The 25,872-nt window shown below is 66.0% G+C and carries 25 protein-coding genes; 21 read left to right on the top strand and 4 right to left on the bottom strand.

Going from position 1 to position 25,872, the window contains the following annotated elements:
* Window positions 1-14: 14 nt before the first annotated feature.
* From QW881_RS01035 to QW881_RS01020, 4 genes are all read left to right on the top strand, one after another.
* A complete protein-coding gene (locus QW881_RS01035) occupies window positions 15-1,538 on the top strand; it encodes a bifunctional 3-(3-hydroxy-phenyl)propionate/3-hydroxycinnamic acid hydroxylase (protein ID WP_315754770.1) in 1,524 nt (507 codons plus the stop codon).
* A 30-nt stretch (window positions 1,539-1,568) separates the two neighbouring features.
* On the top strand, window positions 1,569-2,420 hold the full coding sequence (locus QW881_RS01030; RefSeq protein ID WP_315754768.1) for a fumarylacetoacetate hydrolase family protein: 852 nt from the start codon (window positions 1,569-1,571) through the stop codon (window positions 2,418-2,420).
* Between the two features lie 82 nt (window positions 2,421-2,502).
* On the top strand, window positions 2,503-3,708 hold the full coding sequence (locus tag QW881_RS01025; protein ID WP_315754766.1) for an ABC transporter substrate-binding protein: 1,206 nt from the start codon (window positions 2,503-2,505) through the stop codon (window positions 3,706-3,708).
* An 18-nt stretch (window positions 3,709-3,726) separates the two neighbouring features.
* Window positions 3,727-4,719 carry an NAD(P)H-quinone oxidoreductase gene (locus tag QW881_RS01020; protein WP_315754765.1) on the top strand — a complete coding sequence of 331 codons (993 nt, stop codon included), beginning with the start codon at window positions 3,727-3,729 and terminating at the stop codon, window positions 4,717-4,719.
* A gap of 51 nt (window positions 4,720-4,770) precedes the next feature.
* Here the strand turns inward: QW881_RS01020 and QW881_RS01015 are convergent, their stop codons facing one another.
* Both QW881_RS01015 and QW881_RS01010 read right to left on the bottom strand, forming a co-directional pair.
* A complete protein-coding gene (locus QW881_RS01015) occupies window positions 4,771-5,313 on the bottom strand; it encodes a DUF3617 domain-containing protein (protein ID WP_315754762.1) in 543 nt (180 codons plus the stop codon).
* A 55-nt stretch (window positions 5,314-5,368) separates the two neighbouring features.
* A complete protein-coding gene (locus QW881_RS01010; protein ID WP_315755150.1) occupies window positions 5,369-5,674 on the bottom strand; it encodes a hypothetical protein in 306 nt (101 codons plus the stop codon).
* A 168-nt stretch (window positions 5,675-5,842) separates the two neighbouring features.
* Here QW881_RS01010 and QW881_RS01005 point away from each other — a divergent pair, with 168 nt between their 5' ends.
* The 4 genes from QW881_RS01005 (at window position 5,843) to QW881_RS00990 (ending at window position 8,609) form a co-directional block, all read left to right on the top strand.
* The gene (locus QW881_RS01005; protein WP_315713599.1) at window positions 5,843-6,307 is read left to right on the top strand and encodes a hypothetical protein; all 465 of its coding nucleotides are present in this window, start codon (window positions 5,843-5,845) and stop codon (window positions 6,305-6,307) included.
* Between the two features lie 132 nt (window positions 6,308-6,439).
* Complete coding sequence (locus tag QW881_RS01000) at window positions 6,440-7,144, top strand: ribonuclease T2 (RefSeq protein ID WP_316158088.1); 705 nt, start codon at window positions 6,440-6,442, stop codon at window positions 7,142-7,144.
* A 135-nt stretch (window positions 7,145-7,279) separates the two neighbouring features.
* Window positions 7,280-8,140 carry a 23S rRNA (adenine(2030)-N(6))-methyltransferase RlmJ gene (locus QW881_RS00995; protein ID WP_315754756.1) on the top strand — a complete coding sequence of 287 codons (861 nt, stop codon included), beginning with the start codon at window positions 7,280-7,282 and terminating at the stop codon, window positions 8,138-8,140.
* Between the two features lie 253 nt (window positions 8,141-8,393).
* Complete coding sequence (locus QW881_RS00990) at window positions 8,394-8,609, top strand: cold-shock protein (protein WP_006612991.1); 216 nt, start codon at window positions 8,394-8,396, stop codon at window positions 8,607-8,609.
* A gap of 276 nt (window positions 8,610-8,885) precedes the next feature.
* Here QW881_RS00990 and QW881_RS00985 read toward each other — a convergent pair whose 3' ends face one another.
* Entirely contained in the window at window positions 8,886-9,521 is a 636-nt protein-coding gene (locus QW881_RS00985) for a porin family protein (protein WP_315754754.1), read from the bottom strand.
* Window positions 9,522-9,765: 244 nt separating this feature from the next.
* Between QW881_RS00985 and uvrC the strand changes: the two genes are divergently transcribed.
* From uvrC to QW881_RS00930, 11 genes are all read left to right on the top strand, one after another.
* The gene (uvrC, locus tag QW881_RS00980; protein WP_316158090.1) at window positions 9,766-11,832 is read left to right on the top strand and encodes an excinuclease ABC subunit UvrC; all 2,067 of its coding nucleotides are present in this window, start codon (window positions 9,766-9,768) and stop codon (window positions 11,830-11,832) included.
* 298 nt (window positions 11,833-12,130) lie between these two features.
* Window positions 12,131-12,466, top strand: a complete 336-nt coding sequence (locus tag QW881_RS00975) for a GIY-YIG nuclease family protein (protein ID WP_315736604.1) — start codon at window positions 12,131-12,133, stop codon at window positions 12,464-12,466.
* 255 nt (window positions 12,467-12,721) lie between these two features.
* Window positions 12,722-13,339 carry a CDP-diacylglycerol--glycerol-3-phosphate 3-phosphatidyltransferase gene (gene pgsA, locus QW881_RS00970; protein ID WP_315754749.1) on the top strand — a complete coding sequence of 206 codons (618 nt, stop codon included), beginning with the start codon at window positions 12,722-12,724 and terminating at the stop codon, window positions 13,337-13,339.
* A complete protein-coding gene (gene moaD / locus QW881_RS00965; RefSeq protein ID WP_315736602.1) occupies window positions 13,336-13,587 on the top strand; it encodes a molybdopterin converting factor subunit 1 in 252 nt (83 codons plus the stop codon). Before pgsA ends, moaD begins: the two co-directional genes overlap by 4 nt.
* A 37-nt stretch (window positions 13,588-13,624) precedes the next feature.
* Window positions 13,625-14,089, top strand: coding sequence for a molybdenum cofactor biosynthesis protein MoaE (locus QW881_RS00960; RefSeq protein ID WP_315754747.1), 465 nt, complete (start codon window positions 13,625-13,627; stop codon window positions 14,087-14,089).
* Entirely contained in the window at window positions 14,089-15,054 is a 966-nt protein-coding gene (gene prmB / locus QW881_RS00955) for a 50S ribosomal protein L3 N(5)-glutamine methyltransferase (RefSeq protein WP_315754744.1), read from the top strand. The genes QW881_RS00960 and prmB overlap by 1 nt, the downstream gene beginning before the upstream one ends.
* 306 nt (window positions 15,055-15,360) lie before the next feature.
* Window positions 15,361-16,704 carry an aspartate aminotransferase family protein gene (locus QW881_RS00950; RefSeq protein ID WP_315754741.1) on the top strand — a complete coding sequence of 448 codons (1,344 nt, stop codon included), beginning with the start codon at window positions 15,361-15,363 and terminating at the stop codon, window positions 16,702-16,704.
* Window positions 16,705-16,886: 182 nt separating this feature from the next.
* Complete coding sequence (locus QW881_RS00945; RefSeq protein WP_316158091.1) at window positions 16,887-17,375, top strand: endonuclease domain-containing protein; 489 nt, start codon at window positions 16,887-16,889, stop codon at window positions 17,373-17,375.
* A gap of 147 nt (window positions 17,376-17,522) precedes the next feature.
* Entirely contained in the window at window positions 17,523-18,083 is a 561-nt protein-coding gene (locus QW881_RS00940) for a phage holin family protein (protein WP_315736598.1), read from the top strand.
* Window positions 18,084-18,429: 346 nt separating this feature from the next.
* Window positions 18,430-19,983 carry an EAL domain-containing protein gene (locus QW881_RS00935; protein ID WP_316158093.1) on the top strand — a complete coding sequence of 518 codons (1,554 nt, stop codon included), beginning with the start codon at window positions 18,430-18,432 and terminating at the stop codon, window positions 19,981-19,983.
* A gap of 15 nt (window positions 19,984-19,998) precedes the next feature.
* The gene (locus tag QW881_RS00930) at window positions 19,999-20,853 is read left to right on the top strand and encodes a TIGR01459 family HAD-type hydrolase (protein WP_316158094.1); all 855 of its coding nucleotides are present in this window, start codon (window positions 19,999-20,001) and stop codon (window positions 20,851-20,853) included.
* 71 nt (window positions 20,854-20,924) lie between these two features.
* Here QW881_RS00930 and QW881_RS00925 read toward each other — a convergent pair whose 3' ends face one another.
* Window positions 20,925-21,320 (bottom strand): response regulator, encoded by a 396-nt coding sequence (locus tag QW881_RS00925; RefSeq protein WP_315736595.1) that lies wholly within the window; start codon window positions 21,318-21,320, stop codon window positions 20,925-20,927.
* A gap of 267 nt (window positions 21,321-21,587) precedes the next feature.
* Between QW881_RS00925 and QW881_RS00920 the strand changes: the two genes are divergently transcribed.
* Window positions 21,588-22,568, top strand: coding sequence for a bifunctional riboflavin kinase/FAD synthetase (locus QW881_RS00920; RefSeq protein WP_315754734.1), 981 nt, complete (start codon window positions 21,588-21,590; stop codon window positions 22,566-22,568).
* Between the two features lie 287 nt (window positions 22,569-22,855).
* Window positions 22,856-25,870, top strand: a complete 3,015-nt coding sequence (gene ileS, locus QW881_RS00915) for an isoleucine--tRNA ligase (RefSeq protein ID WP_315754732.1) — start codon at window positions 22,856-22,858, stop codon at window positions 25,868-25,870.
* Window positions 25,871-25,872: the final 2 nt, after the last annotated feature.

The raw sequence follows: 25,872 nt of genomic DNA, 5'->3' as shown, positions 1-25,872 counted from the left end.
GAACAGATGCGGCCATGAGCAACATGGCTGCACATTCCGGAAGCTTCGACGTCGTCATCGTCGGTCGCGGGCCCGTGGGCTCGACGCTCGCCAACCTGCTCGGCCTGTGCGGCATCCGCACCCTGATCCTGGAGCGCGAAGCCAAGGCCTATCATTTGCCGCGCGCGGTGCATTTCGACGACGAATGCATGCGCGTGTTCCAGACCATCGGCCTTGCCGACGCCATCCTGCCCCACCTTACATTGAGTCCCGGCATGCGCTTCGTCGATGCCGAGGGACGGCTGCTGCTCGACTGGCCGCGCACCCCCGAGCTGACCTCGATGGGCTGGAATCTGAGCTACCGATTCCACCAGCCCGATCTCGAAAACGTGCTCAACAAGGGACTCGAGCGCTGGCCTCATGTCGAGCTGCGCACGCGCTGTGACGTCTTCGCGCTCGAGCAGGACCACAACGGTGCGCGCGTTCGCTATGAAGACCTCGGTACCGGCCGGCTCGTCGACATCTCCTGCGCCTATGTCATCGGCTGCGACGGTGCACGTTCGCTGGTGCGCCGCTTCATCGGCTCGGCGCTGGACGATCTCGGCTTTCACGAGCGCTGGCTCGTCTGCGACGTGCTGCTGAGGGAGGAGCGGCCCGATCTCGGCGATTTCAGCGTCCAGCACTGCAACCCGCAGCGTCCCGCAACCTATATTCGCGGCACCGGCAACCGGCGCCGGTGGGAGATCACGGTTCGTCCTGACGAGGACGCGGTCGAGATCACCCAACCGGCTCGCGTGTGGGAGCTGCTCTCGCCCTGGCTCCAGCCCGCAGAGGCCGAGATCGAACGCGCCGCCGTCTACACATTCCACTCCGCGGTCGCCCAGCAATGGCGCGGTGGACGGTTCCTGCTCGCAGGCGATTCCGCGCATCAGACCCCGCCTTTCCTCGGTCAGGGCATGTGTGCCGGCATTCGCGACGCAGCCAACCTCGCATGGAAGCTGGCCCATGTGATTGCCGGCAAGGCAACGCCTGATCTCCTCGACACCTATCAGAGCGAGCGCGCGCCCCACGTGCGCGAATTCATCGAGCTCGCGATACGGCTGGGCGGACTCATCAACACCAGGGCGGTCGAGGCGGCGCTCGCGACCGGCACGGCACAGGGCGACGGCCAGCTCAAGCTCGACGTGCAGAAGCCACTGCTCGGCCCGGGCCTTGCCGGCGGCGATCGCAGCATGACGGGAAAGCTAGCGCCGCAATTCCGCAGCCGTGATCTCGGCCGCAGCGACGACCGCGTCGGCTATCGCTTTGCGCTGTTGTGCCGGTCTGGCCTTGGTGCCGCGGTCATCGAGCAGGAACATGCTAGCTCGGCGGTCGCTGACGTCGCCATCATTTCCGGCGAGGAGGCTGGCGGCCTCGACGGTTGGCTCGACGAGCACGGCTTCGCCGCCGTGCTGATGCGCCCGGACCGCTACATCCTGGGTGCCGTGCAGAAGAGTGAGGATCTCGCCGCGCTGTTGTCCGGCCTCGCCGTCCTCGCGCCGCGGCCGAGCGCCGCCTGATCGTTTCCGTTTTGCTGAGAGGGTTCACGTATGAAGCTGGTTTCCTTTGTCATTGACGGGCGTCCCGGATACGGCGCGGTGAAGGGAGACGGTGTGGTCGACCTCGGCCGGCGCCTGCCGTCGAAGAGCCTGCGCGCGCTGCTCGAGGCGGATGCGCTCGGCCAAGCCGCCGCGCTGCTCACCTCCGAACAGCCCGACTATCCGCTCAGTGCGATCGCCTTCGCGCCCGTCATCCCCGATCCCGGCAAGATCATCTGCGTTGGCCTGAACTATCGCGACCACGTCGCCGAGACCGGGCGGGCCGTCACCGAGAAACCTGCGCTGTTTGCGCGCTTTCCCACCAGCCAAGTCGGCCATCTGCAGCCGGTCATTCGCCCTGGTGTCTCCGAACATTTCGACTACGAGGGCGAGCTTGCGCTCGTGATCGGGAAAGCCGGCCGGCATGTCCGGCGCGAGGACGCGCTCACGCACATCGCCGGCTATTCCTGCTACAATGAAGGCAGCATCCGCGACTGGCAGCGCCATACATCGCAATTCCTGTCGGGCAAGACCTTCGACCGCTCCGGCGCGTTCGGCCCCTGGCTGGTCACGGCTGATGAAATTCCCGACCCGTCGAAACTGACGCTGCAGACCCGCCTCAATGGCGAGACCGTGCAGCGGACCACCACGGATCTCCTCATCACCGATGTCCCCGATCTGATCGTCTATTGCTCGACGATCATGACCTTGCTGCCAGGGGACGTGATCGTCACCGGCACTCCGGGAGGCGTCGGCTTCAAGCGCACCCCGCCTCTGTTCATGAAGCCCGGCGATACGGTCGAGGTCGACATTTCGGGCATCGGCGTGCTGCGCAATCCCGTGGCTGCCGAACCGGCAGCCTGACGTCTCCGCCTCGCGGAGAACCGCGAGGCGCACCAATCAAACACGACAAAAAACCAAGTCTTCAAATCCGGGGAGGATCATCATGTCGCGCTGTCTCAGATCCAGCATCGCTGGCCTGCTGCTGCTTGCAGGCTCATCCGCGCAGGCCGAAATCAAAGGGAGTGCCATCCGTATCGGTGTGCTCACCGACATGACGGGCATTTTCGCGACCGCGATGGGGCCCGGCTCGGTGGACGCGGCACGGATGGCTGCAGAGGAATTTGGCGGCAAGATCAACGGCAGGCCGATCGAAATCATTCAGGCCGACCATCAGAACAAGCCGGATATCGCGGTCGCGATCGCCCGGCGCTGGTTCGAGCAGGACGGTGTGCAGGCGATCGCCGACGGCGGCAGCTCCGGCGCGGCCCTTGGGGTCCAGGAGCTGGTGCGTAGCAACGGCAAGATCTTCCTCATCTCGGGGGCCGGCGCCAACCAGCTGACCGACGAGGCCTGCGCCCCGACCTCGGTGCAATGGACGCACGACGCCTATTCGACCGCGACAGCCGTCGTGTCGGGCATCATGCAGACCAGCAAGGAGCCGTGGTTCTTCATTACCGGCGACTACGCGTTCGGCCATTCGGTCGAGGCGACCGCGCGCGCCCGCATCGCCGAGCTCGGCGGCAAGGTCGCCGGCAGCGTCAAGGCGCAGCTCGGCACGCCGGACTACGGCTCCTTCCTGCTGCAGGCCCAGGCCTCCCGCGCCAAGATCCTGGCGCTCAACGTTGCCGGCGACAATGCCACAGCCATCAAGCAGGCCGAGGAATTCGGGCTTGCGGCCCAGGGCATGAAGATCGTGCCGATGTCGTTCCAGAACGTGGACATTGAAGCCATCGGCCTCAAGGCGACGCAGGGCGATCTCATCGTCACCAGCTTCTTCGAGGATGCCTCTCCCGCCGCGCGCCGCTTCTCCGACGCGTTCTACGCGCGCCGGAAGGCGATGCCGTCACAGATACAGGCCGGGGTCTATTCGGCCGTGCGGCACTATCTGCAGGCGGTGAAGAATGCCGACAGCGACGACGGCGCAAGCGTGATGGCGAGGATGAAGGCGACGCCGGTCTCGGACGCCTATGCGGACCACGGCCAGATCCGCGACGACCAGCGCATGGTGCACGAACTGTATCTGGTCCAGGTCAAGACCCCCGCCGAATCGAAGGGCCCCTGGGACTTCGTCAAGCTGGTGACGAAGATCGCCCCCGATCAGGCGTTTCGCCCGCTCGACCGCAGCAAGTGCAGCCTGGTCGGTAAGTGAGCACATGAGCGACCAAGCATGATTCCGGACGATCAGCGCGCCGTCATCATCACCGCCGCGGGCGGCCCGGAGGTCCTGTCGGAGCGACAGGACTGGCCGGTCCCGCGCCTCGGACCAGACGATGTGCTGATCGAGGTCGCAGCCGCCGGCATCAACCGTCATGACTGCAACCAGCGCGCTGCCGGGCCGTCGCGGGAGCCCAATCCCGTGCCGGGGTTGGAAGCCTCGGGGCGCATCGTGGCCTGCGGCACCAACGTTCCCCGGGAACGGCTGGGTAAAGCGGTGATCGCACTGACCGACGGCGGCTCATACGCGCAATACGTCGCCACCGATCAGCATCTTGCCCTGGACTTGCCGAGCGGCCTCGACTGGATCCAAGGCGCCGCCCTGCCCGAAGCGCTGTTCACGACCTGGTTCAATTTCTTCGAGCTGATGCGCATGGCGCCCGGCGAGACCGCCTTGATTCATGGCGGCAGCAGCGGCGTCGGCACGATCGCGATCCAGCTCCTGCGCGCGCTGGGTCATCCCGTCATTGCCACCGCCGGCACCGCAGAGAAGCGCGCCGCGGCGCTCAGGCTCGGCTGCAGCGCCGTGTTCGACTACGCCGATCCTGATCTCGCCGAGCAGATCCGCGCGGCGACGGGGACGCGCGGTGTCGACTGCATCCTCGACACCTCCGCAGGCGCTCACATCGCGCAGGACCTTGCGGCGCTCGCAACGGGCGGACGGATCGCCCTGCTCTCAGCCGGACATGGGAACGAGTTGGCGGTGCCGCTGCGGGGCCTGATGGCGCGCCGGGCCAGCATCACCGGCGCATTCCTGCGTTCGACGGCACTGGACCTCAAACGACGCATCGCGGCCGACCTGCGGCAACGCGTCGGGCCCCTTCTCGGGACGGCCATTCGGCCGCACATCGACAGCACCTATCGCTTGTCTGAGGCGGCCGATGCGCACACCCGAATGGAGACGAGCCGACACATCGGGAAGATCGTGCTTTGCGTCCGCGAATGAGCGACGATCCATGTCTCTGCGCTCGTGCCGCCAAACGCAACGGCCGCCCGCCTACTGCTTGGCGCCCGGAATGAGGTTCTTCAGCTTGTTCATGTCCTTGATGTTCATCTTCACGCCACCGGGCATGACGATGTCGCCGGGCTTCTGGTCGGGCTTGCAGGCGCCGAGCCACTTCGCCTCGATGGTCACCGCGGTTTCCTTGGCGGCTCCGGCGGCACCGCCCTGGATGCGCGAGGTGGTCTTCACCGTGTAGGCAGAGTTGAAGTCACCGGTGATGTCGGCATGCGAGGTCGTGTTCATGCCGCCGAAGCTGCAGACGGCATCACTGACATAGCCGGTTGCGGTCTTCTGGATGTCCTGCTTGGAGCAGACCTGCTGCGCCATCGGCGAGGCCATGTTGTTCATGTCCCTGTCGGTGGTCTCGTCGGTGCAGTGCTGCATGGTCATCTCCGGCAGCTGGCCGCCGGACCTGACCATCTTCAATTCCCACAGGCCCGCCTTGCGCACCGGCAGCTCGACCGCCTGTGCGGTGCCTGCGGCGCCGCACAGCACGCCACAGCAAAGCAATCCGAAGGTGAAGCGCAGGCGTGTCATGGTTCGGTTCCGGGCTTGATGGCGACCGGCGGACCGATGACGCCGAATCGTGGCGTTAGTACAGCGTCCGCAGCGGCCGCTGCGCCGAGCCATAGGGCACCCAGCGGCAGGCGAACGAGACGTAGCCGCCGTAGCGCGCATCGACGGCGCGGAACTTCGCGACCTTGCCGTAGGAGGCGCAATGATCGACCGCGAGCTGACGCGCATCCGTGCGCTGGGCCAGCTGGTAGGCGATGATGCCGCCGGTGTCGTTGCCCTTGAAGGGCGGCACCACGTCGGCGTGGGCCGATGCGGCAGCCAGCAGCATCCCAACGGCCACGAGGCCTGCAGTCTTCACGAATCCGGCCTTCAGCGTCCGCATTGCATTCTCCTCGATCTGGCGTGCCATCCTAAAGGTCCTGTGCGGTCAAGAAAAGAACACCAGCCTCGCGTTAACAGGACTAATCGTGGAGTGTTGCCGCGTTGCACTTGACCTCCTGTGGCCGCCGCGGCACGGTCCACGCTCCCGGATCAGCCTTGCGGACGGCCCATGCGCGACTTCAGCTCACCTTTCAAGATGTTCGGCGCCGCTTGTGGCGCGCTGCTTGCCGCCATTGTCGCCACCGCCCCGGCTCAGGCCGCCAATCCGCTCGAGATGAACTTCTGGCTGTCCGGCCCGAAATATGAAGGCCGGGTCGCGCCTTGCGAGGCGGCCATTCCGACCATCGTCTCGCGGTTCCAGGACAAGGAGAGCACCTTCTGGAATTCCTCGCTGACGATCACCGGCGTCGCCAATGTTCATGAGATCGCCTTCCGCCCCTGGCAGTCCGACAATATTCCGCGCCGCTTCTGCACCGGCAGCGTGATGATCAGTGACGGCAAGGCGCGCACCGTCAACTTCTCGATCATCGAGGATGGCGGCTTCGCCGGCTATGACCAGGGCGTCGAGTTCTGCGTCGTCGGCCTCGATCGCAACTGGGCCTTCAATCCGGCCTGCCGCGCCGCCAAGCCCTGATTCGACTTTGTCGGACCATCGGCCGCTCGCGCGGGCGGCCGGCTGACGAATGGCTGCCTCGGGGCAGCCATTTTTGTTCTTGAAATGTTCCAGCGCGCTGCTAGGCTCCTGGCATTGTCCGGGGAGTTCGCCATGTTCGATTGCCTGCGCCGACCTGCCGTCCTGTTGTCCAGAACGATCGCCTGCTTTGCCCTCTTGCTCGGTGTGCTCACGGCTGGCGCCGCCGAGGCGCAGGACCGCCGCCAGAATGCGCCGGGCGCGTTCGACTTCTACGTTCTCTCGTTGTCGTGGTCGCCCTCGTACTGTGCCGAAGCCGAGGAGCGCGGCGGCCGCGGCAACCGGTCCCAGCAGTGCGGCGGCCGACCTTACTCGTTCGTCGTGCACGGGCTGTGGCCGCAATACGAGAACGGCTACCCCGAATATTGCGAGCAGCCGGCGCCGCGCCTGCCGCGCAACATCATGACCTCGATGCTCGACCTGATGCCGGCGCCGGGCCTGATCTACAACGAGTGGGACAAGCACGGCACCTGCGCCGGCCTGTCCGCGAAGGCCTACTTCGAAATCATCCGCAAGGCCCGCGCCGCCATCAAGATCCCGCCGGAATTCCTCGATCTTGCGGAGGCCAAGACGGTGGCGCCGGGGGCGGTCGAGGAGGCCTTCATCAAGGCCAACCCCAAGCTCACGACATCGGGCATTGCCGTCACCTGCAACCGCACCAGGCTGAGCGAGGTCCGGATCTGCCTGTCGAAGGATCTGGAGTTTCGCAACTGCGACGAGATAGACCGCCAGGCCTGCCGGCGCGACGAGGTCAACATGCCGCCGGTCCGCGGCGGCTAGCGACTGCCGAATTGGGCGACCGCAGTGCGTCGGCCTGCGGCGCCTCTCGGCGCGGCGCTGATCCGATGCTCTCTGGATCCATCCGGCGCATCGACGGGGTACCCTTTTGACGCGGAACGGCGTAACTCGTGCCGCATGAACTACCGACACGCCTTTCACGCCGGCGGCTTTGCCGACGTCATCAAGCACATCGTGCTGACGCGCATCCTGGTCTACCTCCAGGAGAAGCCCGCTGCGTTCCGGGTGATCGACACCCATGCCGGCGCAGGCCTGTACGATCTCACCGGCGATGAGGCCATCCGCAGTGGCGAGTTCCTCACCGGCATCGCTCGCGTGCTGCAGGCGCGCTTCTCCGAGCAGGCCTATGCACTCTTGTCGCCCTATCTCGACATCATCAGATCGTTCAATCCGAAGGCCGAGCTGGTTGCCTATCCCGGCTCGCCGCTGATCGCCCGGGCGCTGCTGCGGCCGCAGGACCGCATGACCCTTTGCGAGCTCGCACCGATCCCCCGCAAGCAGCTGATCGATCAGTTGCGCCGCGACACCCAGGCCCGCGTCGTCGATCTCGACGGCTGGGTCGCCCTGCCCGCCTTCGTGCCGCCGAACGAGCGCCGGGGCGTGGTGCTGATCGATCCGGCGTTCGAGGCCAAGGATGAGTTCGAGCGGCTCGCGGACCGCTTCGCTGCGGCCTTCGCAAAGTGGACCACCGGTATCTACGTGCTCTGGTATCCCGCCAAGAGCCGGCGTGCGACGGAAGAGCTGACCGATCGCGTCGCGGCGCTCGCGGCCGCGGCCAAGCCACCGGGCAAGGTGCTGCGGATCGAGTTCAGTGTTGCGCCGCAGATCGAAGGCGAGGCGCTGACCTCGACCGGGCTGCTGATCGTCAACCCGCCCTGGACATTGCATGACGAGTTGAAGCTCATCCTGCAGGAACTGCAGAAGCCGCTCGGCCAGGGCGGCGCGGCGCGCTTCCGGATCGAATTCCCCAAAGCTTGAAACGGCGACTGGTCGAAAAGCCGTAGTCAATCGGCGCGGAACCGTATTATTGTGTCTGATTGTAAGACTGGCTTTACGTTCCGCTTCCGCGAATGGTTGCGGCGGGGTGATCAAGGCCTAACAAGATCCAGACGATCCGGCGTGGCGAGCGCTGGGCGTTAAGGTGGCCAACGCTTTCCGATCAAAGTGATGTCCGGTCGGACGCTGCGCAGAGCGCGCAGTGGAGGAAGCATTGCGGGGGAGGAGTTTCCCGATGGCCATGACTGGGACGGTCAAGTTCTTCAATGGTGAGCGCGGCTACGGCTTCATCAAGCCGGACGACGGTGGACGCGACGTGTTCGTGCACATCACGGCGGTGGAGCGCGCGGGCCTGAAGGATCTGACCGAGGGACAACGGATCAGCTTCGAGGTCGAGCCGGACAAGAAGGGCAAGGGCCCGAAGGCGGTGAACCTGGTCCTGTCGTCTTAGGGCGAGCCCGCCAGGCGACGGTTCACGCACCAGCGTGAGACTGCAGCCGCGGGCGCCTCGACGGCATCTCATTCGTTCGTTTGGAAGCTGCCGGCAGCGCCGCCGGCTCGCATGCACAGCATTGCCGGCTCGTACGTGCAGGCCGCGCGCGATGATGCATGCCTCCAGATTGCACGGAGCGCTACGACAAAAGGGACTACGACGAAAAAATCCCGGCCGCGCGAGCGGCCGGGAGGTTGTCGTTCGACGTTTCTTCTTCCTATTCCCTCGTTGCCATCAGAAGTGGAAGTTGATGCCTGCGCGCACAACTCCAAACCGATAGTCGTTCTTCGCCCCCGTGATCACGAAATTGCTGCTGTCGAGATCGACGTAGAGATACTCGATCTTGGCGGTCCAGTTCTGCGCCAGGCCGAACTCGGTGCCGGCACCGAGCGTCCAGCCCACCGTGGTGTGCGATTCCGAAAGACCGAAGGTCTCGGCGCGCAGGCCGCCAAAGGCGAGGCCGCCGGTGCCGTAGAACAGGATGTTGTTGAAGGCGTAGCCGGCGCGGCCGCGCAATGTGCCGAACCACGGGTTCGAGAACTTCCACGGCGCGAAGGTGTCGTTGGCGCCGGTCAGGTTGATGTCGCCCTCGGCGCCGAACACCCATGGGCCGTTCTGCCAATTGTATCCCGCGGTCAGGCCGCCGGTGAGACCGGACGGCTTGGTCGGATTGTTGCCGACGGTGCCCCATTCGTAGCCCAGCGTGCCGCCGAGATAGGGGCCGGCCCAGCTATAGGCGTTGAGGGGCTGGTTCACGGTATAGGGCGCGCCGCGCCCATAGCCGAGATCGGCCGCCTGCGCCGAGACCGATCCGAGAGCCGCCGCGCCCAAGCCCGCCGCGGCGGCAGCACCGACCAAGAACCTGTTCATCGCTCACTCCACGCAACTCGCCGTCACCACCCGGAGCATGCGCCGCGCGACTGTGCTGCGCGGGCCGACGTGGTTACGGAACTCTCGCTTCTTTCGTGAGCATTTATCGAGAGTTTTAGGTTAAGCCGTTGTTAAGCCGGGTTACCCGGCCATTAACGTGCTTAACGAAGCGTTACCGCCCTGCCCTGTGCATGGCGCCATCGCAAGCTGGCGAGGCGGCGCGGCAGCGCTTAATTTGTTGGACATGACCACCCACAGCTCCGACCCATCCAAGGCGCCGACGCCCCCGAGCCGGCGTGGCGCCTCTGCCGACCTGCCCCCCGAGGCCATCGACACGCCCGACCTCGATCCCGCCGCCCCGGCTGCGGACGAGGACGATGACGGCCGGCTGCCGGAGCTGGCCGAGGAGAGCCTGGAGGCGGTCGGCGAGGGCCCGCTGGCGATCGGCCATGCCGCGATCGAGAACGCGGTGCGGCTGGCGCCGACCTCGCCCGGCGTCTACCGCATGCTCAACGCAGCCCATGACGTGCTGTATGTCGGCAAGGCCAAGAACGTCAAAAAGCGGCTGTCGTCCTACGCCCGCGCCAACGCGCCGCTGCCGGCGCGCATCCTGCGCATGATCGCCGCCACCGTGACTGTCGAGATCGTCTCCACCACCACGGAGACCGAGGCGCTGCTGCTCGAAGCCAACCTGATCAAGCAGCTCAAGCCGCGCTTCAACGTGCAGCTGCGCGACGACAAGTCGTTCCCCTACATCCTGATCACCGGCGACCATTGGGCGCCGCAGATCCTCAAGCACCGCGGCGCGCAGTCGCGACCCGGGCGTTATTTCGGACCGTTCGCCTCGGCCGGCGCCGTCAACCGCACCATCACAGCGCTGCAGCGCGCCTTCCTGATCCGCTCCTGCACCGATTCGTTCTTCGAGAGCCGCACCCGCCCCTGCCTGTTGCACCAGATCCGCCGCTGCGCGGGTCCCTGCACCCAGGAGATCGACTTCCCCGGCTACACCGAGCTCGTGCGCGAGGCGACCGACTTCCTGTCCGGACGCAGTCAGGCCGTGAAGGCGCTGCTGGCGACCGAAATGGAGAAGGCGTCTGGCGAGCTCGAGTTCGAGACTGCCGCTGTCTATCGCGACCGCCTCGCGGCGCTGTCGGCGATCTCCTCGCAGCAGGGCATCAACCCGCGCACCGTCGAGGAAGCCGACGTGTTCGCCATCCACCAGGAGGGCGGCTATTCCTGCGTCGAGGTGTTCTTCTTCCGCACCGGCCAGAACTGGGGCAACCGCGCCTACTTCCCGCGCGCGGAGAAGAGCTATCTGCCGGAGGAGGTGCTGTCGGCGTTCATCACGCAGTTCTACGACGACAAGCCGCCTCCGAAGCTGATCCTGCTGTCGCACGAGATCGAGGAAGCCGAGTTGCTCGCCGAGGCGCTGTGCGTCAAGGCCGGCCACAAGGTCGAGGTGTCCTGCCCGAAGCGCGGCGAGAAGAAGGACCTGGTCACCCATGCGCTGACCAATGCGCGCGAGGCGCTGGGCCGCAAGCTCGCCGACACCGCAACGCAAAGCCGGCTGCTGGAGGCGATGACCACAACGCTCGGCCTGCCGCAGGTCCCGAAGCGCATCGAGGTCTACGACAACAGCCACATCCAGGGCACCAACGCGGTCGGCGCGATGATCGTCGCCGGCCCCGACGGCTTCATGAAGAACCAGTACCGCAAGTTCAACATCAAGTCGGAAGGGCTGACGCCCGGCGACGACTACGCCATGATGAAGGAGGTGCTGCAGCGCCGCTTCAAGCGGCTGGTGTCGCCGTCGGAGAAGGATGTCGCACGCGCGGCCAAGGAGGACGACGTGCCGCAATGGCCCGACCTCGTCATCATCGACGGCGGCCGCGGCCAGCTCAATGCCGTCCGCGAGATCTTCACCGAGCTTGGCGTCACCAACGTCGCGCTGATGTCGGTCGCCAAGGGCCCCGATCGCGACGCCGGCCGCGAGACGCTGTTCATCCCGGAGCGGGAGGCGATCAAGCTCGAGCCACGCGACCCCGTGCTGTATTTCATCCAGCGGCTGCGCGACGAGGCACATCGCTTCGTCATCGGCTCACATCGCAAGCTGCGCAAGAAGGACATCCGCGAGGCCGGCCTGCAGGAGATCCCCGGCATCGGTCCGTCGCGCAAGCGCGCGCTGCTGCACCATTTCGGCACGCTAAAGGAGATCGAGCGCGCCTCGATCGCCGACCTCGGCAAGGTGCCCGGCGTGAGCGCCGAGAGCGCGCGGAAGATTTTCGAATATTTTCACAGCAACGCGGGTTGAGGCTGCGACCTCCCGATCCGGCGCAAGCCCGGCTCTCTCGGCCCGTTCATTTCGGGGGAGCCCGCAGCGAGCCCGGAATCCATACTCACAGGCGGCGTGGGGACCGGACCCGTTGTGGCGCTCACCCCCGCATCATCCAGACAATCGTGGTTATGGATTCCGGGCTCGCGGTACGCGCGCCCTGGAATGACGGAGCGGCCGGGCCCGCCGCCTCCCGACGGCGATGCCAGCACGCAGAAAGTATTTTACCCGGATAGAAATATCCGATATACGCCCGGGTGATAATCAGGAGCCCGTCATGACCCCCGACCAGCGCAAGGTGGCCGTCGCCGCCTACAAGGAGCGCAAGAGCCCTGCCGGCATCTTTGCCGTCACCTGCGCCGCCACCGGGGAGCGCTGGATCGGCTGCGCGCCGGATCTCGACAAGATCCAGAACCGGCTGTGGTTCACCCTGCGCCAGGGCGGCCACCGCCGCGGCGGGCTGCAGGCGGCGTGGACCGCCCACGGCCCTGACGCGTTCAGTCTTGAGGTGATCGAGACGTTCGATGAGGAGACGCTGGCCTATGTCCGCGACCGCGTGTTCGCGGAACGCCAGGCGCATTGGTGCGCGGTGCATGGCGCGGAGGCCATCTGAGGCTTCCGCTCAAGCATTCGCCCGGCTGTCACCGCACTGCAATAAGGTCGCGGCCACGCGTCGCGGCCGCCGATCTGGGCACTGGCGCGACCGCGTCCGGTTGCTTAATGAAGCGTTGCGGCTCGCGTTGCCTCGCGCGCGAGAGTTCCTATCTCCGCAAGGCTTTGTTGCGATTTGCGTCATATCTGCGTCATCCTGTCCGGGCGGCTCGGCTCGAAGGTTGACGTTCGCACGGCATCAGTATTGGTACACCGGATGAATATTGCGACCACACGCGTGCCCAGCAAGACGTCGACGTCCCTGCCGAACATCCTGACCTATACGCGGATCGCCGCGATACCGGTCGTGGTCGGCTGCATCTACGCGCAGTCGATCATGGACTATCCGCTGTGGCTGCGCTGGGTTGCGGTCGCCGTGTTCATCGCCGCCGGCGTCACCGACTATCTCGACGGCTACTACGCCCGCATCTGGAACCAGCAATCGGCGTTCGGCCGCATGCTCGACCCGATCGCCGACAAGCTGCTGGTCGCCTCGTGTCTGCTGATGCTGGCCGCCGACAACAGCATCCATGGCTGGACCCTGTGGGCCGCGATCGTGATCCTGTGCCGCGAGATCCTGGTCTCGGGCCTGCGCGAATATCTCGCGGCGCTGCGCGTCAGCGTGCCGGTGACCAAACTCGCGAAGTGGAAGACCACCATGCAGCTGATCGCGATCGGCTTCCTGCTCGCCGGCGAGGCCGGTGACATGGTGGTACCGGTGGTGACCATGACCGGGATCGTGCTGCTGTGGGCTTCGGCGATCTTCACGATCTACACCGGCTATGACTATTTCCGTGCCGGCATCCACCACCTCATCGAGGAAGATTCGCGATGAAGGTGAAGTATTTCGCCTGGGTGCGCGAGCGCATCGGCAAGGCCGAGGAGACCATCGAGCCGCCGGCGGATGTCCGCACGGTCAGCGAGCTGATCGCCTGGCTCAGCGCGCAGGGCGAGGACTACGCCTATGCGTTCGAAAAGCCCAAGGTGATCCGCACCGCCATCGACCAGACCCATGTGCAGCCGGATGCGGCCATCGCCGGCGCCCGCGAGATCGCGTTCTTCCCGCCGATGACCGGCGGCTGAGGCCGAGCGCCGGACCGGCAGACCAGGACACGGCATCATGACCGCGATCGTCACCGTCCGCGTGCAGCACGAGGATTTCGACACCGCCGCCGAGATCGCGGCGCTCAGCCATGGCCGCACCGACATCGGCGCCGTCGTCAGCTTCTCCGGCCTGTGCCGCGGCAACGACCATGACACGCCGATCAGCGCGCTGACGCTCGAGCACTATCCCGGGATGGCGGAAGCGGAGATCATGCGCCATGCCGAACAGGCGATGACGCGCTGGCCGCTGCAGGGTCTGACCGTGATTCACCGATTCGGCCGGATCCGGCCGGGCGAGAACATCGTGCTGGTGGTGACCGCGTCGAGCCACCGCCAGGCGGCGTTCGAGGCCGCGGAGTTCCTGATGGATTATCTCAAGACCAACGCGCCATTCTGGAAGCGCGAGGAAACCGAGGACGGCGGCAGCTGGGTCGAGGCCAGGAGCCACGATGACGCCGCCGCAGCGCGCTGGACAAGGTGATGGCGAAGACGGTCAAGACGGCAGCGCCGCGCAAGGCGGCGGCACTGAGGCTGCCGAAGGTCAATGCGGGCGAGCTGGTGAGCCTGCTCGACTACCTGCGCTACGCCGTGAGCTGCTTCCAGAACGCCGATCTGGTGTTCGCGCACGGCACCACCGATCCGGTGTCCGAGGCCGCCTTCCTGATCGGCGAGGCGCTGCATCTGCGCCCCGATCAGTTCGAGACCTTCGTCACGGCCCGGGTCACCGCCGCCGAGGGCAGGCAAATCCTCGACCTGATCACCGCCCGAATCACCACGCGCAAGCCGGCGGCGTATCTGGTCAACAAGGTCTATATGCGCGGCCTGCCGTTCTATGTCGACGAGCGCGTCATCGTGCCGCGCTCGTTCATCGGCGAGCTGCTGGAGACGCATTTCGGTGGCGCCGAGGGCGACGGCACCTCGCTGATCGACGATCCCCTGGCGGTCGACAGCGTGCTCGACCTCTGCACCGGCTCCGGCTGCCTCGCGATCCTCGCGAGCCGCCACTTCCCGAATGCAGTCATCGACGCCGTCGACATCTCCAAGGACGCGCTCGCCGTCGCGGCGAAGAACGTCGCCGCCTACGACCTCGGCGAGCGCATCTCGCTGCACCGCGGCGACCTGTTCGCCCCCCTCAGCCAGCGCCGCTACGACCTGATCATCACCAATCCGCCCTATGTCGATGCCGAGGGCATGGCCGGCTTGCCGCGGGAATGCCGCGCCGAGCCGGCGCTGGCCTTCGATGGCGGCGCTGATGGCCTCGACATCATCCATCGCATCCTCGGCCAGGCGCGCGACCACCTGACCGCCGAGGGCGGGCTGTTGTGCGAGGTCGGCCGCGACCGTCCGCAGATCGAGGCGGCGTATCCCGACCTGCCGCTGCTCTGGCTCGACACTGAGGACTCCGAGGGCGAGGTGTTCTGGATCACCGCGCGCGATCTCGTCTGAGACGCGGCTGCCTGAGGCGCACCCGCGCGGTTGGCGCGAAATGACGCGGCGACTTCCAATATGCGGCACAATCTGCTGCTGCTGTGCAGAATCCGCTCACCAGGGCAGCAGGAACGCCGGACCTTTGACATTTCCGTCTGCGCGCGAAGCTGATAACTTGCAACAGGCCTGGATCAGCGGCTGACAACGTCGGCGTACGCATTCAGGCCCATCAAGCACGATCCGTTTCGGCAAGCTTTTCTGGCACCGGTTCGCCACCTTTCCGGATCATGCTGCCGCCGTCGCACAACCGTCCGAGAGGTCCCCATGCTGGACAAGAGCCCCCGCCCCGCCGTCACCGTTCCGAATGATCTTGCCGCGCATTGGATGCCGTTCACCGCGAACCGCGCCTTCAAGAAGAACCCGCGCCTGCTCGCCGGTGCCAAGGACATGCACTACATCACCGTCGATGGTCGCAAGATCATCGACGCCGCCGCCGGCATGTGGTGCTGCAATGCCGGCCACGGCCGAACCCAGATCGCCGAGGCGATCGGCCAGCAGGCCGCGGCGCTCGACTATGCGCCGCCGTTCCAGTTCGGCATTCCCCAGGCCTTCGAGTTGGCGAACCGCATCGCCGACCTCGCGCCCGCCGGCCTCGATCACGTGTTCTTCTGCAACTCCGGCTCGGAGGCGGCCGACACCGCGCTGAAGATGGCGCTGGCCTACCACCAGATCAACGGCCAGGGCAGCCGCACCCGCCTGATCGGCCGCGTCCGCGGCTATCACGGCGTCGGCTTCGGCGGCACCTCGGTCGGCGGCATCGTCAACAACCGCAAGCTGTTCGGCACCTTGCTGACCGGCGTCGACCACATCCCGGCCACCTATGACCGCGAGAAGCAGGCCTTCACCAAGGGCGAACCGGAATACGGCGCGCACTTCGCCGATGAGCTCGAAAATCTCGTCAACCTGCACGGCGCCAATACCATCGCCGCCGTGATCGTCGAGCCGATGGCCGGCTCGACCGGCGTGATCCCGGCGCCGAAGGGCTATCTCAAGCGCCTGCGCGAGATCACCCAGAAGCACGGCATCCTGCTGATCTTCGACGAGGTCATCACCGGCTTCGGCCGCCTCGGCTACGCCTTCGCCGCCGAGCGCTACGGCGTGACGCCTGACCTGCTCACCTTCGCCAAGGGCGTCACCAACGGCGCGGCTCCGATGGGCGGCGTGCTGGTGCGTGACACCATCCATGACGCCTTCATGAGCGGCCCCGAGCACATGGTGGAGTTCACCCACGGCTACACCTACTCGGCGCATCCGATCGCCTGCGCGGCCGGCCTCGCCACGCTCGACATCTATCGCGACGACAAGCTGTTCGAGCACGCCCGTGCGATCGAGCCGAAGTTCGCCGACGCGGTGATGTCGCTGAAGGGCCTGCCCAACGTGCTCGACATCCGCACCGTCGGTCTCACTGCGGGCATCGATCTCGCCTCGCTGCCGGACGCGGCCGGCAAGCGCGGCTACTCGGCGATGGAGACCGCTTTCCACGACAACGACCTGATGCTGCGCATCGCCGGCGACACGCTGGCGCTGACCCCGCCGCTGATCGTCAGCGAGGATCAGGTCGGCGAGATCATCGAGAAGGTCGGCAAGGTCATCAAGGCCGTGGCGTAGGCCGCGGGACGATAAAACGGCAGCAAGCAAAATGGCGGCTCAAAGAGCCGCCATTTTTATCTGCGGGCGCCTCGCCCCAGCGGAGCATTTGCTATGCTTCCATAGTCGCCGAACTATCCGTTCCCTCCCCCCTTGTGGGGGAGGGGTAGGGAGGGGGGTAGCCTAGGATGCCGCACGCAGTCGTGAGCGACCGCCATCGCAACAGAGCGAAGCAACTTCGCCAAGCGATGACGCGTGCCGAGACGCTGCTATGGCGGTATATCAAGGCGAACCGAATGGACGGCGTGAATTTTCGCCGTCAGGTACCAATTCAAAACTATATCGCGGACTTTTTCTGCTTCTCGGCAAAGCTCGTGATCGAGCTCGACGGCGAGTCACACGATTTCGCTCAGCGCCAAGCAAAAGATGCCAAGCGCGACGAGTTCCTTGCAACCGAAGGATTTGAAGTCCTTCGGTTTACCAGCGCGCAAGTGACGTCGAACCTCGAAGGCGTCGTTGAGGCGATCCGCCAGGCCCTTGCCAATCAAGCCCGCGGCCTACCCCCCCTCCCCGGCCCTCCCCCACAAGGGGGGAGGGAGCGGAGAGAGTTGCGCGAGCGGCAAAGACGACACGCGCGACAAAAGCCCCAAGAGGACCAGAGGCAGGCAGCCATGACATTCACGCTGTCCTAGCTTAAGGACGATCTCGACGTTGCGCCGCAGGGAGAAGCAACGGCGCCCGATCTGCACCCGCCTTCCCGCAGGGAACCTTCGCAAATCCTCCACGTTCATGTCGCGAGCCGGCGGTTTGCGCGGCGAACGGATTGTCGGAGGACGCGCATGCTTGCACCGCCAGGAGAGCTGTTGCGCTTGGGACTCGAGCAGAGGCTCAACCGCGTGAAGCGCGCGACCCAATCCTACATACGTGATCGCGCGCGGCAGGCCACCGGCACCGTGACGTCCTACGCCGTCGCGGCCGGGATGTTCGCCACTGCTGGCGTCTTCCTGATCGCCGCCTGCATTGTTGGGCTGACGGCGCTGTTCCGCTGGGTGGAAATGACCTACGGCCTGTTCACCGCGTTCGCGGTGGTCGGCGGCATCCTGGTCGCGCTGGCGGTGATCTGCGCGATCATCGCCGCGGTGAAGCTCCGCAGCCCGTCGCCGCATTATCCTTCGCTCTCCAGCCGGCTGCGCGTGGCGATCGCCGCGCCGGTGGCCCAGGAACCCGATGCGGACGAGATCGATCCCGACACCATCCCCTTGGCGCCGTCATCGACGTCGCCGAATCACGCGAGCGGAGTTGCGGGCGCACTCGGACGGGTCAACGTGCCCGTCGGTGTCGCCGTTGCGGCACTGCTGCTCGGCGTGGCCGCCCTGCGCAGGCGTCACCGCAGCAAGTGAACCTGCCCGGACAGCGACAGGCGCGGTTCGACGGACATCGAAGCATAACCGGCTCAGTTGAGCTGATCCGCGTCGGGATCGCTGCCGCTCCTGGAGCGCCTACATGCGCCGATCAGCCGAAGGGCGTCGCGAGCATGTCTAAAGATGTCTGGAATCCGCACGGCGCGTACTCCGGCGTTCTACGGACCCGCGACACTACGATGACACTCCGCTTGCCGAGCTGAACTTGCGTAAATGACACGCAGACGAGAAATCATCGGCGTCTCCCGGTATTTGAATCCCGCCCACTATCCTCGCGAATCAACAGAAGTGCTAAGGTTGCGTTCGGTTGGGAGCGTCGCGCAGCATGATCCGTATCTCCACGATTTTCATTGCCGTTTGTATGGTTCTGGTCGCGGCCTCGCTCGGCCTGATCCTGTATTCGGTGGCCGGTATCAGTGGCTCGGAATCGGCGATCGTCGCGCTCACCGCACTGACCTTCCTGATTCTCTACAACGCCGTGTCGATGCGACTGCGCGACCGCACCGATGTCGGCAGCCAGATCGCCGATCTGTCACGCGGCACCGCCGACCTCGCGCGCCAGGTCGCCGAGTTCGGCCGGCGCCTGTCGGCGGTCGAGGGACGCATCGTGTCGTCGAACTCGGTCAGCGTGGATCGCCTGCAGGGTGTGATCGGCGAGATCAATGAGCTCGGCGGACTGATGAAGCAGCTCGCCGTCACCGTGGCCCAGCACGAGGACCTGATCGCGGCCATCCCGCCGGCAACACCACCGGGAGCTGGGGCCAGCACGGTTCGCGACGCCGATCGTCCGCTCCCGGCGGCCGCTTCCTCCAGCGGCGCGCTCGAGATGAACGCGCTGCCGTCGAGCGGCGTCGAGCAGAAGGTGGCCGAGACCTCCAAACCGCAGGCCCCGGCGGTCGCTGCCGTGCCAGCAGCCTCCAAGATCACGACGCCAGCTCCGTCGGCGCCGGTTGCCCCCGCCGTGCCGCGCAGCCAGCCGCAGATCCTCGCCGCGGTCAAAGGTGCGATCGAGGACAACCGCCTCGACATCTATCTGCAGCCGCTGGTAACGCTGCCGCAGCGCAAGGTGCGCTTCTACGAGGCCGTAACCAGGCTACGCGACGAGCGCGACCAAGTGGTCGCGGCCGAGGACTTCATCGGCATCGCGGAAGCCGCCGGCCTGGTCGGGCGCATCGACCACATGGTCCTGCTTCGCTGCGTCCAGGTGCTTCGCCGCCTGATGGTTCGCAACAAGGACGTCGGCATCTTCTGCAACATCTCCTCGGCCACCCTGAGCAGCCCTGCAAACTTTTCACAATGCCTCGATTTCCTCGAAGCCAATCGCGCCCTGGCGCCGTCCTTCGTGCTCGAATTCAAGCAGTCGACCTTTCGCAGCCTGGGCCCGACCGAGACCGAGCACCTCGCGGCCCTGGCGCAGCGCGGTTACCGCTTCTCGATCGACCACGTCGCCGACCTCCGGTTCGAGCCGCGCGAGCTCGCTGATCGCGGTGTCCGCTTCATCAAGGTTCCGGCCGCGCTGCTGCTCGACCCCAAGCAGAGCTCGGCCTCGGACATTCATCCAACCGATCTCTCCGATCTGCTGGGCCGCTTCGGCATCGACCTGATCGCCGAGCGGATCGAAGGCGAGAACAGCGTCGTCGACCTGCTCGACTACGACGTCCGCTTCGGCCAGGGCTTCCTGTTCGCGCCGCCCCGCCCATTGCGACCGGAGGGCGCATCTGCTACCGGCGATGCCGCCGCCGGCCCATCGGGCGGGCAGGACATCAAGATTCAGGACCCCAATGCCGCCGGCACCACCTCTCTCGACGTGTCACACACCAACGCTCCGACGCGCAGCGGCAATGCTGCCCTCGCCCGCCGTGTCGCCGGCACCATCTGAGATCAGCCGCCTGCCATGACCGTTCTCCGCTTCGAAGAGCGGCTGCGCGATCTTGTCGGCCGCAAGCAGGTTTTGCTGAGCGACATCTGGGGCGTGGTCCATAACGGGTTGGAGTCCTTCCCCGACGCCTGCGACGCGCTGCACCACTTTCGCCGCCAGGGCGGTACGGTGATCCTGATCACCAACGCACCGCGTCCGGCCGATTCGGTCCAGCGCCAGTTGCGCAAGCTCGGCGTCGCCGACGAGGTCTACAGCGCCATCGTCTCCTCCGGCGATTTGACCCGCCACTACGTGGCCGATCATCCCGGCGGCAAGGTGTTCTGGCTCGGCCCCGAGCGCGACAACTCCATCCATCGCGGTCTCGACCTGGCGCTGTCGCCGCTGGAGGAAGCCTCCTACATCATCTGCACCGGCCTCTACGACGACGAGACCGAGACCGCCGAGGACTACCGGCCGATGCTGCTGCGCGCCCGCGAGCGCAGGCTGCCGCTGATCTGCGCCAATCCGGACATCGTGGTCGAGCGCGGCGACCGGCTGATCTATTGCGCCGGCGCCATCGCCGAGCTCTACCGCGAGCTCGGCGGCGAGGTGATCTTCTACGGCAAGCCGCATCGACCGATCTACGAGCGCGCCATGATGCTGGCCGAGCAGCACGGCGGCCGGCCGGTGGCGCGCGAGGAGGTGCTCGCGATCGGCGATTCCGTGCGCACCGATCTCGCCGGCGCGCACGGCTTTGGCATCGACTGCCTGTTCGTGACCCGCGGCATCCATTCCGAGGAGTTCGCCGGCGTCGAGCAGCTCGACCCGGCCTCGGTCAAGGAGCTGTTCGGCCACCCGCCCCGCGCGCTGATGCGCGAATTGAAGTGGTGAACGGATCCTGAAACGAAAAACGCCCGGCCGAGTGCCGGGCGTCTGTCCTGTGGGAGTGGATCAGGCGGGCTTCAGGCCGTCGCCATGTCCGGGAACACCGCCTCGATCTTGGTCTTCAGCGTCGCGGCATTGAACGGCTTGACGATATAGTTGTTCACGCCGGCCTTCTTGGCCGCGATCACGTTCTCGGTCTTGGATTCCGCCGTGATCATGATGAACGGCGTGGTCGCCAGGTTCGGATCGGCACGGACCTCGCGGAGCAGGTCGTAGCCGGTCATCGGCTCCATGTTCCAGTCCGAGATCACGAGGCCGTATTTCTTGGCGCGCATCTTGTTCAGCGCCATCGAGCCGTCGCTGGCATCGTCGATGTCCTCGAACCCGATCTGCTTGAGAAGATTCCTGATGATACGGATCATGGTGCTGTAATCGTCGACGACGAGCACCGGCATCGTCAAATCAACCGCCATCTTGACTCCCCCAGACGCGAACACAACGCGCAGACTGTTACAAAAACGCTGTTGCGGCACGGGTCGTAACCGACCCCGCCATCCGCTCCGAGCAGTAGCATCAGCCGTTAAACAGCGCGTTAACTGCGCTGCGTCTGCATGTCGCTATTGCTGCGCTGCATGAGCGGAGGAACCCCTTCGGCTTGACTTCGCGGAGCCGGCCGCCCACGGTCGAGGGCAACGCCGCCAGACGGCGGCCCACCGAAATCCGCGAGATATTTCCGTCACATGCCCGATTTCAAGATCATCCGCGATTCCACCCCGCCGTCGGACATCCTCAGGGGCGCGGTGGTGGCGATGGGCAATTTCGACGGCGTCCATCTCGGTCACCGGGCCGTGATCGAGGCGGCGATCGACATGGGCAAGGCCAAGGGGCGGCCGGCGCTGGCGCTGACCTTCGAGCCGCATCCGCGGCGCTTCTTCAGCCCCAATACCCCGCAGTTCCGCCTGACCGACGAGACCGCCAAGCTGCGGCTCCTGGCCGGAACCGGCCTTGCCGGCGCCGTGGTCATGGCCTTCGACAAGGGCCGCGCCCAGACCTCGGCGCAGGATTTCATTCACCATGACCTGATCGGGCGGCTCGGGATCGCCGGAATCGCGGTCGGCTACGACTTTCATTTCGGCAAGGGCCGCGTCGGCTCGCCCAGCCTGCTCGCCAACGAGGCCCCCAAGCTCGGCATCGAGGTCGACATCCAGGCCCATGTCGACATCGACGAGCGGCCGGTGTCCTCCACCGCGATCCGCGAAGCGCTGGCGGAGGGCCAGGTCAGCGAGGCGACCGCGATGCTCGGCGGTCCCTGGTTCGTGAGCTCCGAGGTCATCCACGGCGAGAAGCGCGGCCGCGACCTCGGCTACCCCACCGCCAACATGCGGCTCGACCGTGATTGCGGGCTTCGGCACGGCATCTATGCCGTCCGGGTCGGCCGCGGCCGCGGCGCGAGCCGGGTGCTGATCGACGGCGTCGCCAATTTCGGCCGCCGGCCGACCTTCGACAATGGTGCTCCGCTGCTCGAGACCTTCCTGTTCGACTTCCATGGCAGCCTCTATGGCGAGGTCCTGGACGTCGCCTTCATCGGCTTCATCCGCGAGGAGGCCAAATTCGGCTCCATCGAGGCCCTGATCCGGCAGATGGACGACGACAGCGCCATAGCCCGCGCCCTGCTGGCGGCCCATCCTGGTCTCTTCCCCCGGCTTGGCGAGATCGGCTGATCCTCCTGCTCCATCGGTGACGTCATTCCGGGGCAGCCCGCCAGGGCTGAACCCGGAATGACGCTGAACAACGATCCCGCAGCGTTGCTGCCGCAGGATCGCTTTGCGATTTCGCAGGCCCCCTGCTATGAGGGAGCCCCATGTTGATACGGCGCATCATCGGCATTAGCGGCCCGGCTTCCGCCTGAGCTTTGAGCTCGGCGCAAGACCGGGATGTCTCTGCTCGTTCCGCCGCCCGCGATCGAAATCGCGTCTCAGCGCCTCATCTCTCAGCCAGCCAGATCACGATGTCCGAAAAGCCGCAAAAGCCCGACGCCCAAAAATCCGACGCCAAGGACTATTCCAAAACCCTCTATCTGCCGCAGACGGACTTCCCGATGCGCGCCGGCCTGCCGCAGCGCGAGCCGGAGATCCTGAAATACTGGGGTGACATCGACCTCTACGGCAAGCTGCGCGACACCGCCAAGGGGCGGCCGAAATTCGTCCTGCATGACGGCCCGCCCTACGCCAACGGCAACATCCATATCGGGCACGCGCTAAACAAGATCCTCAAGGACGTCGTGACCAAGAGCCAGCAGATGCTCGGCCACGATTCCAACTACGTGCCCGGCTGGGACTGCCACGGCCTGCCGATCGAGTGGAAGATCGAGGAGGAGAACTACCGCAAGAAGGGCAAGACCAAGCCCGACTTCCGCGACTCCGCCGCCATGGTCGCCTTCCGCCGCGAGTGCCGCGCCTATGCCGATCATTGGCTCAACGTGCAGCGCGAGGAGTTCAAGCGTCTCGGCGTCATCGGCGACTGGGACCATCCCTACGCCACCATGACCTATCCGGCCGAAGCGCAGATCGCGCGCGAGCTGATGAAGTTCGCCGCCAACGGCACGCTGTATCGCGGCTCCAAGCCGGTGATGTGGAGCGTGGTCGAGAAGACTGCGCTCGCCGAGGCAGAGGTCGAGTACGAGGACTATCAGTCCGACACGGTGTGGGTGAAGTTTCCGGTGACCTCGCCGGCGCATGGCGCGCTCGCGGGCGCCTCGGTCGTGATCTGGACCACCACGCCCTGGACCCTGCCCGGCAACCGCGCCATCTCGTTCTCGCCGAAGATCGCCTACGGTCTCTACAAGGTCACGGATGCGCCCGCCGACAATTGGGCCAAGACCGGCGATCTCCTGATCCTCGCCGATGCGCTTGCCGATGGCGTGTTCAAGCAGGCGCGCGTCACGTCGTATGAAAAGGTGCGCGACATCCCCGGCGATACGCTCGATGCCGTCGAATGCGCGCATCCACTGAAAGGTCTCGCCGGCGGCTACGGCTTCACCGTGCCGCTCCTGCCCGGCGACCACGTCACCGACGACACCGGCACCGGCTTCGTGCACACCGCGCCCGGCCACGGTCGCGAGGACTTCGACGTCTGGATGGCCAATGCCCGCGAGCTCGACGGCCGCGGCATCGCCACCACGATCCCCTACACCGTCGATGAGAACGGCGCGCTGACCGACCACGCGCCGGGCTTCACCGGCAAGCGCGTCATCAACGACAAGGGCGAGAAGGGCGACGCCAACGAGGCGGTCATCAAGGCGCTGACGGACGCGGGCATGCTGCTCGCGCGCGGCCGGCTCAAGCATCAGTATCCGCATTCCTGGCGCTCCAAGAAGCCGGTGATCTTCCGCAACACGCCGCAATGGTTCATCGCGATGGACAAGGACATTGCCGATGACGGCAAGGCCAAGTCCGGCGACACGTTGCGCGCCCGAGCCCTGCGCGCGATCAGCGTCACGCAATGGGTGCCGGCCGCCGGCCAAAACCGCATCAACGGCATGATCGCCAACCGTCCGGACTGGGTGATCTCGCGCCAGCGCGCCTGGGGCGTGCCGATCGCGGTGTTCGTGCGCGAGACCGGCGACGGCTCCGCCGAGATCCTGCAGGACGAGACGGTCAACAATCGCATCACTGATGCCTTCGCCAAGGAAGGCGCCGACGCCTGGTACGCCGACGGCGCGCGCGAGCGCTTCCTGGGCTCGCGCGCCAATGAGGACTGGAAGAAGGTCGACGACATCTGCGACGTCTGGTTCGACTCCGGCTCCACCCACGCCTTTGTGCTCGAAGACCCCGTGCACTTCCCCGGCCTCGCCGGCATCAAGCGCAAGGTCGATGGCGGCCGTGACACCGTGATGTATCTCGAAGGCAGTGACCAGCACCGCGGCTGGTTCCACTCCTCACTGCTGGAGAGCTGCGGCACCCGCGGCCGCGCGCCGTATGACGTGGTGCTGACGCACGGCTTCACGCTCGACGAGAACGGCCGCAAGATGTCGAAGTCACTCGGCAACACCGTCGAGCCGCAGAAGGTGATCAAGGATTCCGGCGCGGACATCCTGCGGCTGTGGGTGTGCGCCACCGACTACGCCGACGACCAGCGCATCGGCCCGGAGATCCTGAAGAACACCATCGAGACCTACCGCAAGCTGCGCAACAGCATCCGCTGGATGCTCGGCACGTTGTATCATTACAAGCGCAGCGATGCCGTCGCCTTCGCCGACATGCCGGAGCTGGAGCGGCTGATGCTGCATCAGCTGTCGCAGCAGGCCGAGGTCATCAGCCGCGCCTATGCCGCGTTCGACTACAAGACCGTGATCGCGAGCCTGGCTGCGTTCATGAACACGGAGCTGTCGGCGTTCTATTTCGACATCCGCAAGGACACGCTGTATTGCGATCCGCCGTCGTCGGTGGCGCGCAAGGCGGCGCTGACCGCGATCGACCTGATCTGCGACGCCATCCTGAAATGGCTGGCGCCGGTGCTGTCCTTCACCACAGACGAGGCGTGGCGGATGTACCGCCCCGACGCCGAGCCGTCGGTGCATCTGACGCTGTTCCCGGAGGCGATGGACCAGTACCGCGACGATCATCTGGCGGCGAAGTGGGAGACCATCCGCAACATCCGCCGCGTCGTCACCGGGGCGCTGGAGCTCGCGCGTGCCGCCAAGACCATCGGCTCCTCGCTCGAAGCGTCGCCGATCATCTATGTGGCCGATCGCGCGCTGCTCGGCACCTTGTTCGATACCGACCTCGCCGAGGTCTGCATCACCTCGAACTACGAGGTCCGCGAAGGCGACGCACCGGCCGATGCGTTCCGGCTCGATGCGGTGCCAGGGGTCGCGGTCGTCGTCGAAAAGGCCGTGGGCAAGAAGTGCGCCCGCTCCTGGAAGATCCTGGAGAGCGTCGGCGACGACAAGGAGTACCCCGACGTCTCCCCGCGCGACGCGCAGGCGCTGCGCGAGTGGAAGGCGCTCGGGGTCGGCGTGTGAGG

The sequence above is a fragment of the Bradyrhizobium sp. SZCCHNS3016 genome, assembly GCF_032484535.1.
GTDB lineage: Bacteria > Pseudomonadota > Alphaproteobacteria > Rhizobiales > Xanthobacteraceae > Bradyrhizobium.
This window is presented reverse-complemented; position numbering and strand designations above follow the sequence as displayed.

Excerpts from the sequence above, each read along its gene's own strand:
- QW881_RS01035 (WP_315754770.1), top strand. The coding sequence starts at position 15 with ATGAGCAACATGGCTGCACATTCCGGAAGCTTCGACGTCGTCATCGTC.
- QW881_RS01030 (WP_315754768.1), top strand. The coding sequence starts at position 1,569 with ATGAAGCTGGTTTCCTTTGTCATTGACGGGCGTCCCGGATACGGCGCG.
- QW881_RS01025 (WP_315754766.1), top strand. The coding sequence starts at position 2,503 with ATGTCGCGCTGTCTCAGATCCAGCATCGCTGGCCTGCTGCTGCTTGCA.
- QW881_RS01020 (WP_315754765.1), top strand. The coding sequence starts at position 3,727 with ATGATTCCGGACGATCAGCGCGCCGTCATCATCACCGCCGCGGGCGGC.
- QW881_RS01015 (WP_315754762.1), bottom strand. The coding sequence starts at position 5,313 with ATGACACGCCTGCGCTTCACCTTCGGATTGCTTTGCTGTGGCGTGCTG.
- QW881_RS01010 (WP_315755150.1), bottom strand. The coding sequence starts at position 5,674 with ATGCGGACGCTGAAGGCCGGATTCGTGAAGACTGCAGGCCTCGTGGCC.
- QW881_RS01005 (WP_315713599.1), top strand. The coding sequence starts at position 5,843 with ATGCGCGACTTCAGCTCACCTTTCAAGATGTTCGGCGCCGCTTGTGGC.
- QW881_RS01000 (WP_316158088.1), top strand. The coding sequence starts at position 6,440 with ATGTTCGATTGCCTGCGCCGACCTGCCGTCCTGTTGTCCAGAACGATC.
- QW881_RS00995 (WP_315754756.1), top strand. The coding sequence starts at position 7,280 with ATGAACTACCGACACGCCTTTCACGCCGGCGGCTTTGCCGACGTCATC.
- QW881_RS00990 (WP_006612991.1), top strand. The coding sequence starts at position 8,394 with ATGGCCATGACTGGGACGGTCAAGTTCTTCAATGGTGAGCGCGGCTAC.
- QW881_RS00985 (WP_315754754.1), bottom strand. The coding sequence starts at position 9,521 with ATGAACAGGTTCTTGGTCGGTGCTGCCGCCGCGGCGGGCTTGGGCGCG.
- uvrC (WP_316158090.1), top strand. The coding sequence starts at position 9,766 with ATGACCACCCACAGCTCCGACCCATCCAAGGCGCCGACGCCCCCGAGC.
- QW881_RS00975 (WP_315736604.1), top strand. The coding sequence starts at position 12,131 with ATGACCCCCGACCAGCGCAAGGTGGCCGTCGCCGCCTACAAGGAGCGC.
- pgsA (WP_315754749.1), top strand. The coding sequence starts at position 12,722 with ATGAATATTGCGACCACACGCGTGCCCAGCAAGACGTCGACGTCCCTG.
- moaD (WP_315736602.1), top strand. The coding sequence starts at position 13,336 with ATGAAGGTGAAGTATTTCGCCTGGGTGCGCGAGCGCATCGGCAAGGCC.
- QW881_RS00960 (WP_315754747.1), top strand. The coding sequence starts at position 13,625 with ATGACCGCGATCGTCACCGTCCGCGTGCAGCACGAGGATTTCGACACC.
- prmB (WP_315754744.1), top strand. The coding sequence starts at position 14,089 with ATGGCGAAGACGGTCAAGACGGCAGCGCCGCGCAAGGCGGCGGCACTG.
- QW881_RS00950 (WP_315754741.1), top strand. The coding sequence starts at position 15,361 with ATGCTGGACAAGAGCCCCCGCCCCGCCGTCACCGTTCCGAATGATCTT.
- QW881_RS00940 (WP_315736598.1), top strand. The coding sequence starts at position 17,523 with ATGCTTGCACCGCCAGGAGAGCTGTTGCGCTTGGGACTCGAGCAGAGG.
- QW881_RS00935 (WP_316158093.1), top strand. The coding sequence starts at position 18,430 with ATGATCCGTATCTCCACGATTTTCATTGCCGTTTGTATGGTTCTGGTC.
- QW881_RS00930 (WP_316158094.1), top strand. The coding sequence starts at position 19,999 with ATGACCGTTCTCCGCTTCGAAGAGCGGCTGCGCGATCTTGTCGGCCGC.
- QW881_RS00925 (WP_315736595.1), bottom strand. The coding sequence starts at position 21,320 with ATGGCGGTTGATTTGACGATGCCGGTGCTCGTCGTCGACGATTACAGC.
- QW881_RS00920 (WP_315754734.1), top strand. The coding sequence starts at position 21,588 with ATGCCCGATTTCAAGATCATCCGCGATTCCACCCCGCCGTCGGACATC.
- ileS (WP_315754732.1), top strand. The coding sequence starts at position 22,856 with ATGTCCGAAAAGCCGCAAAAGCCCGACGCCCAAAAATCCGACGCCAAG.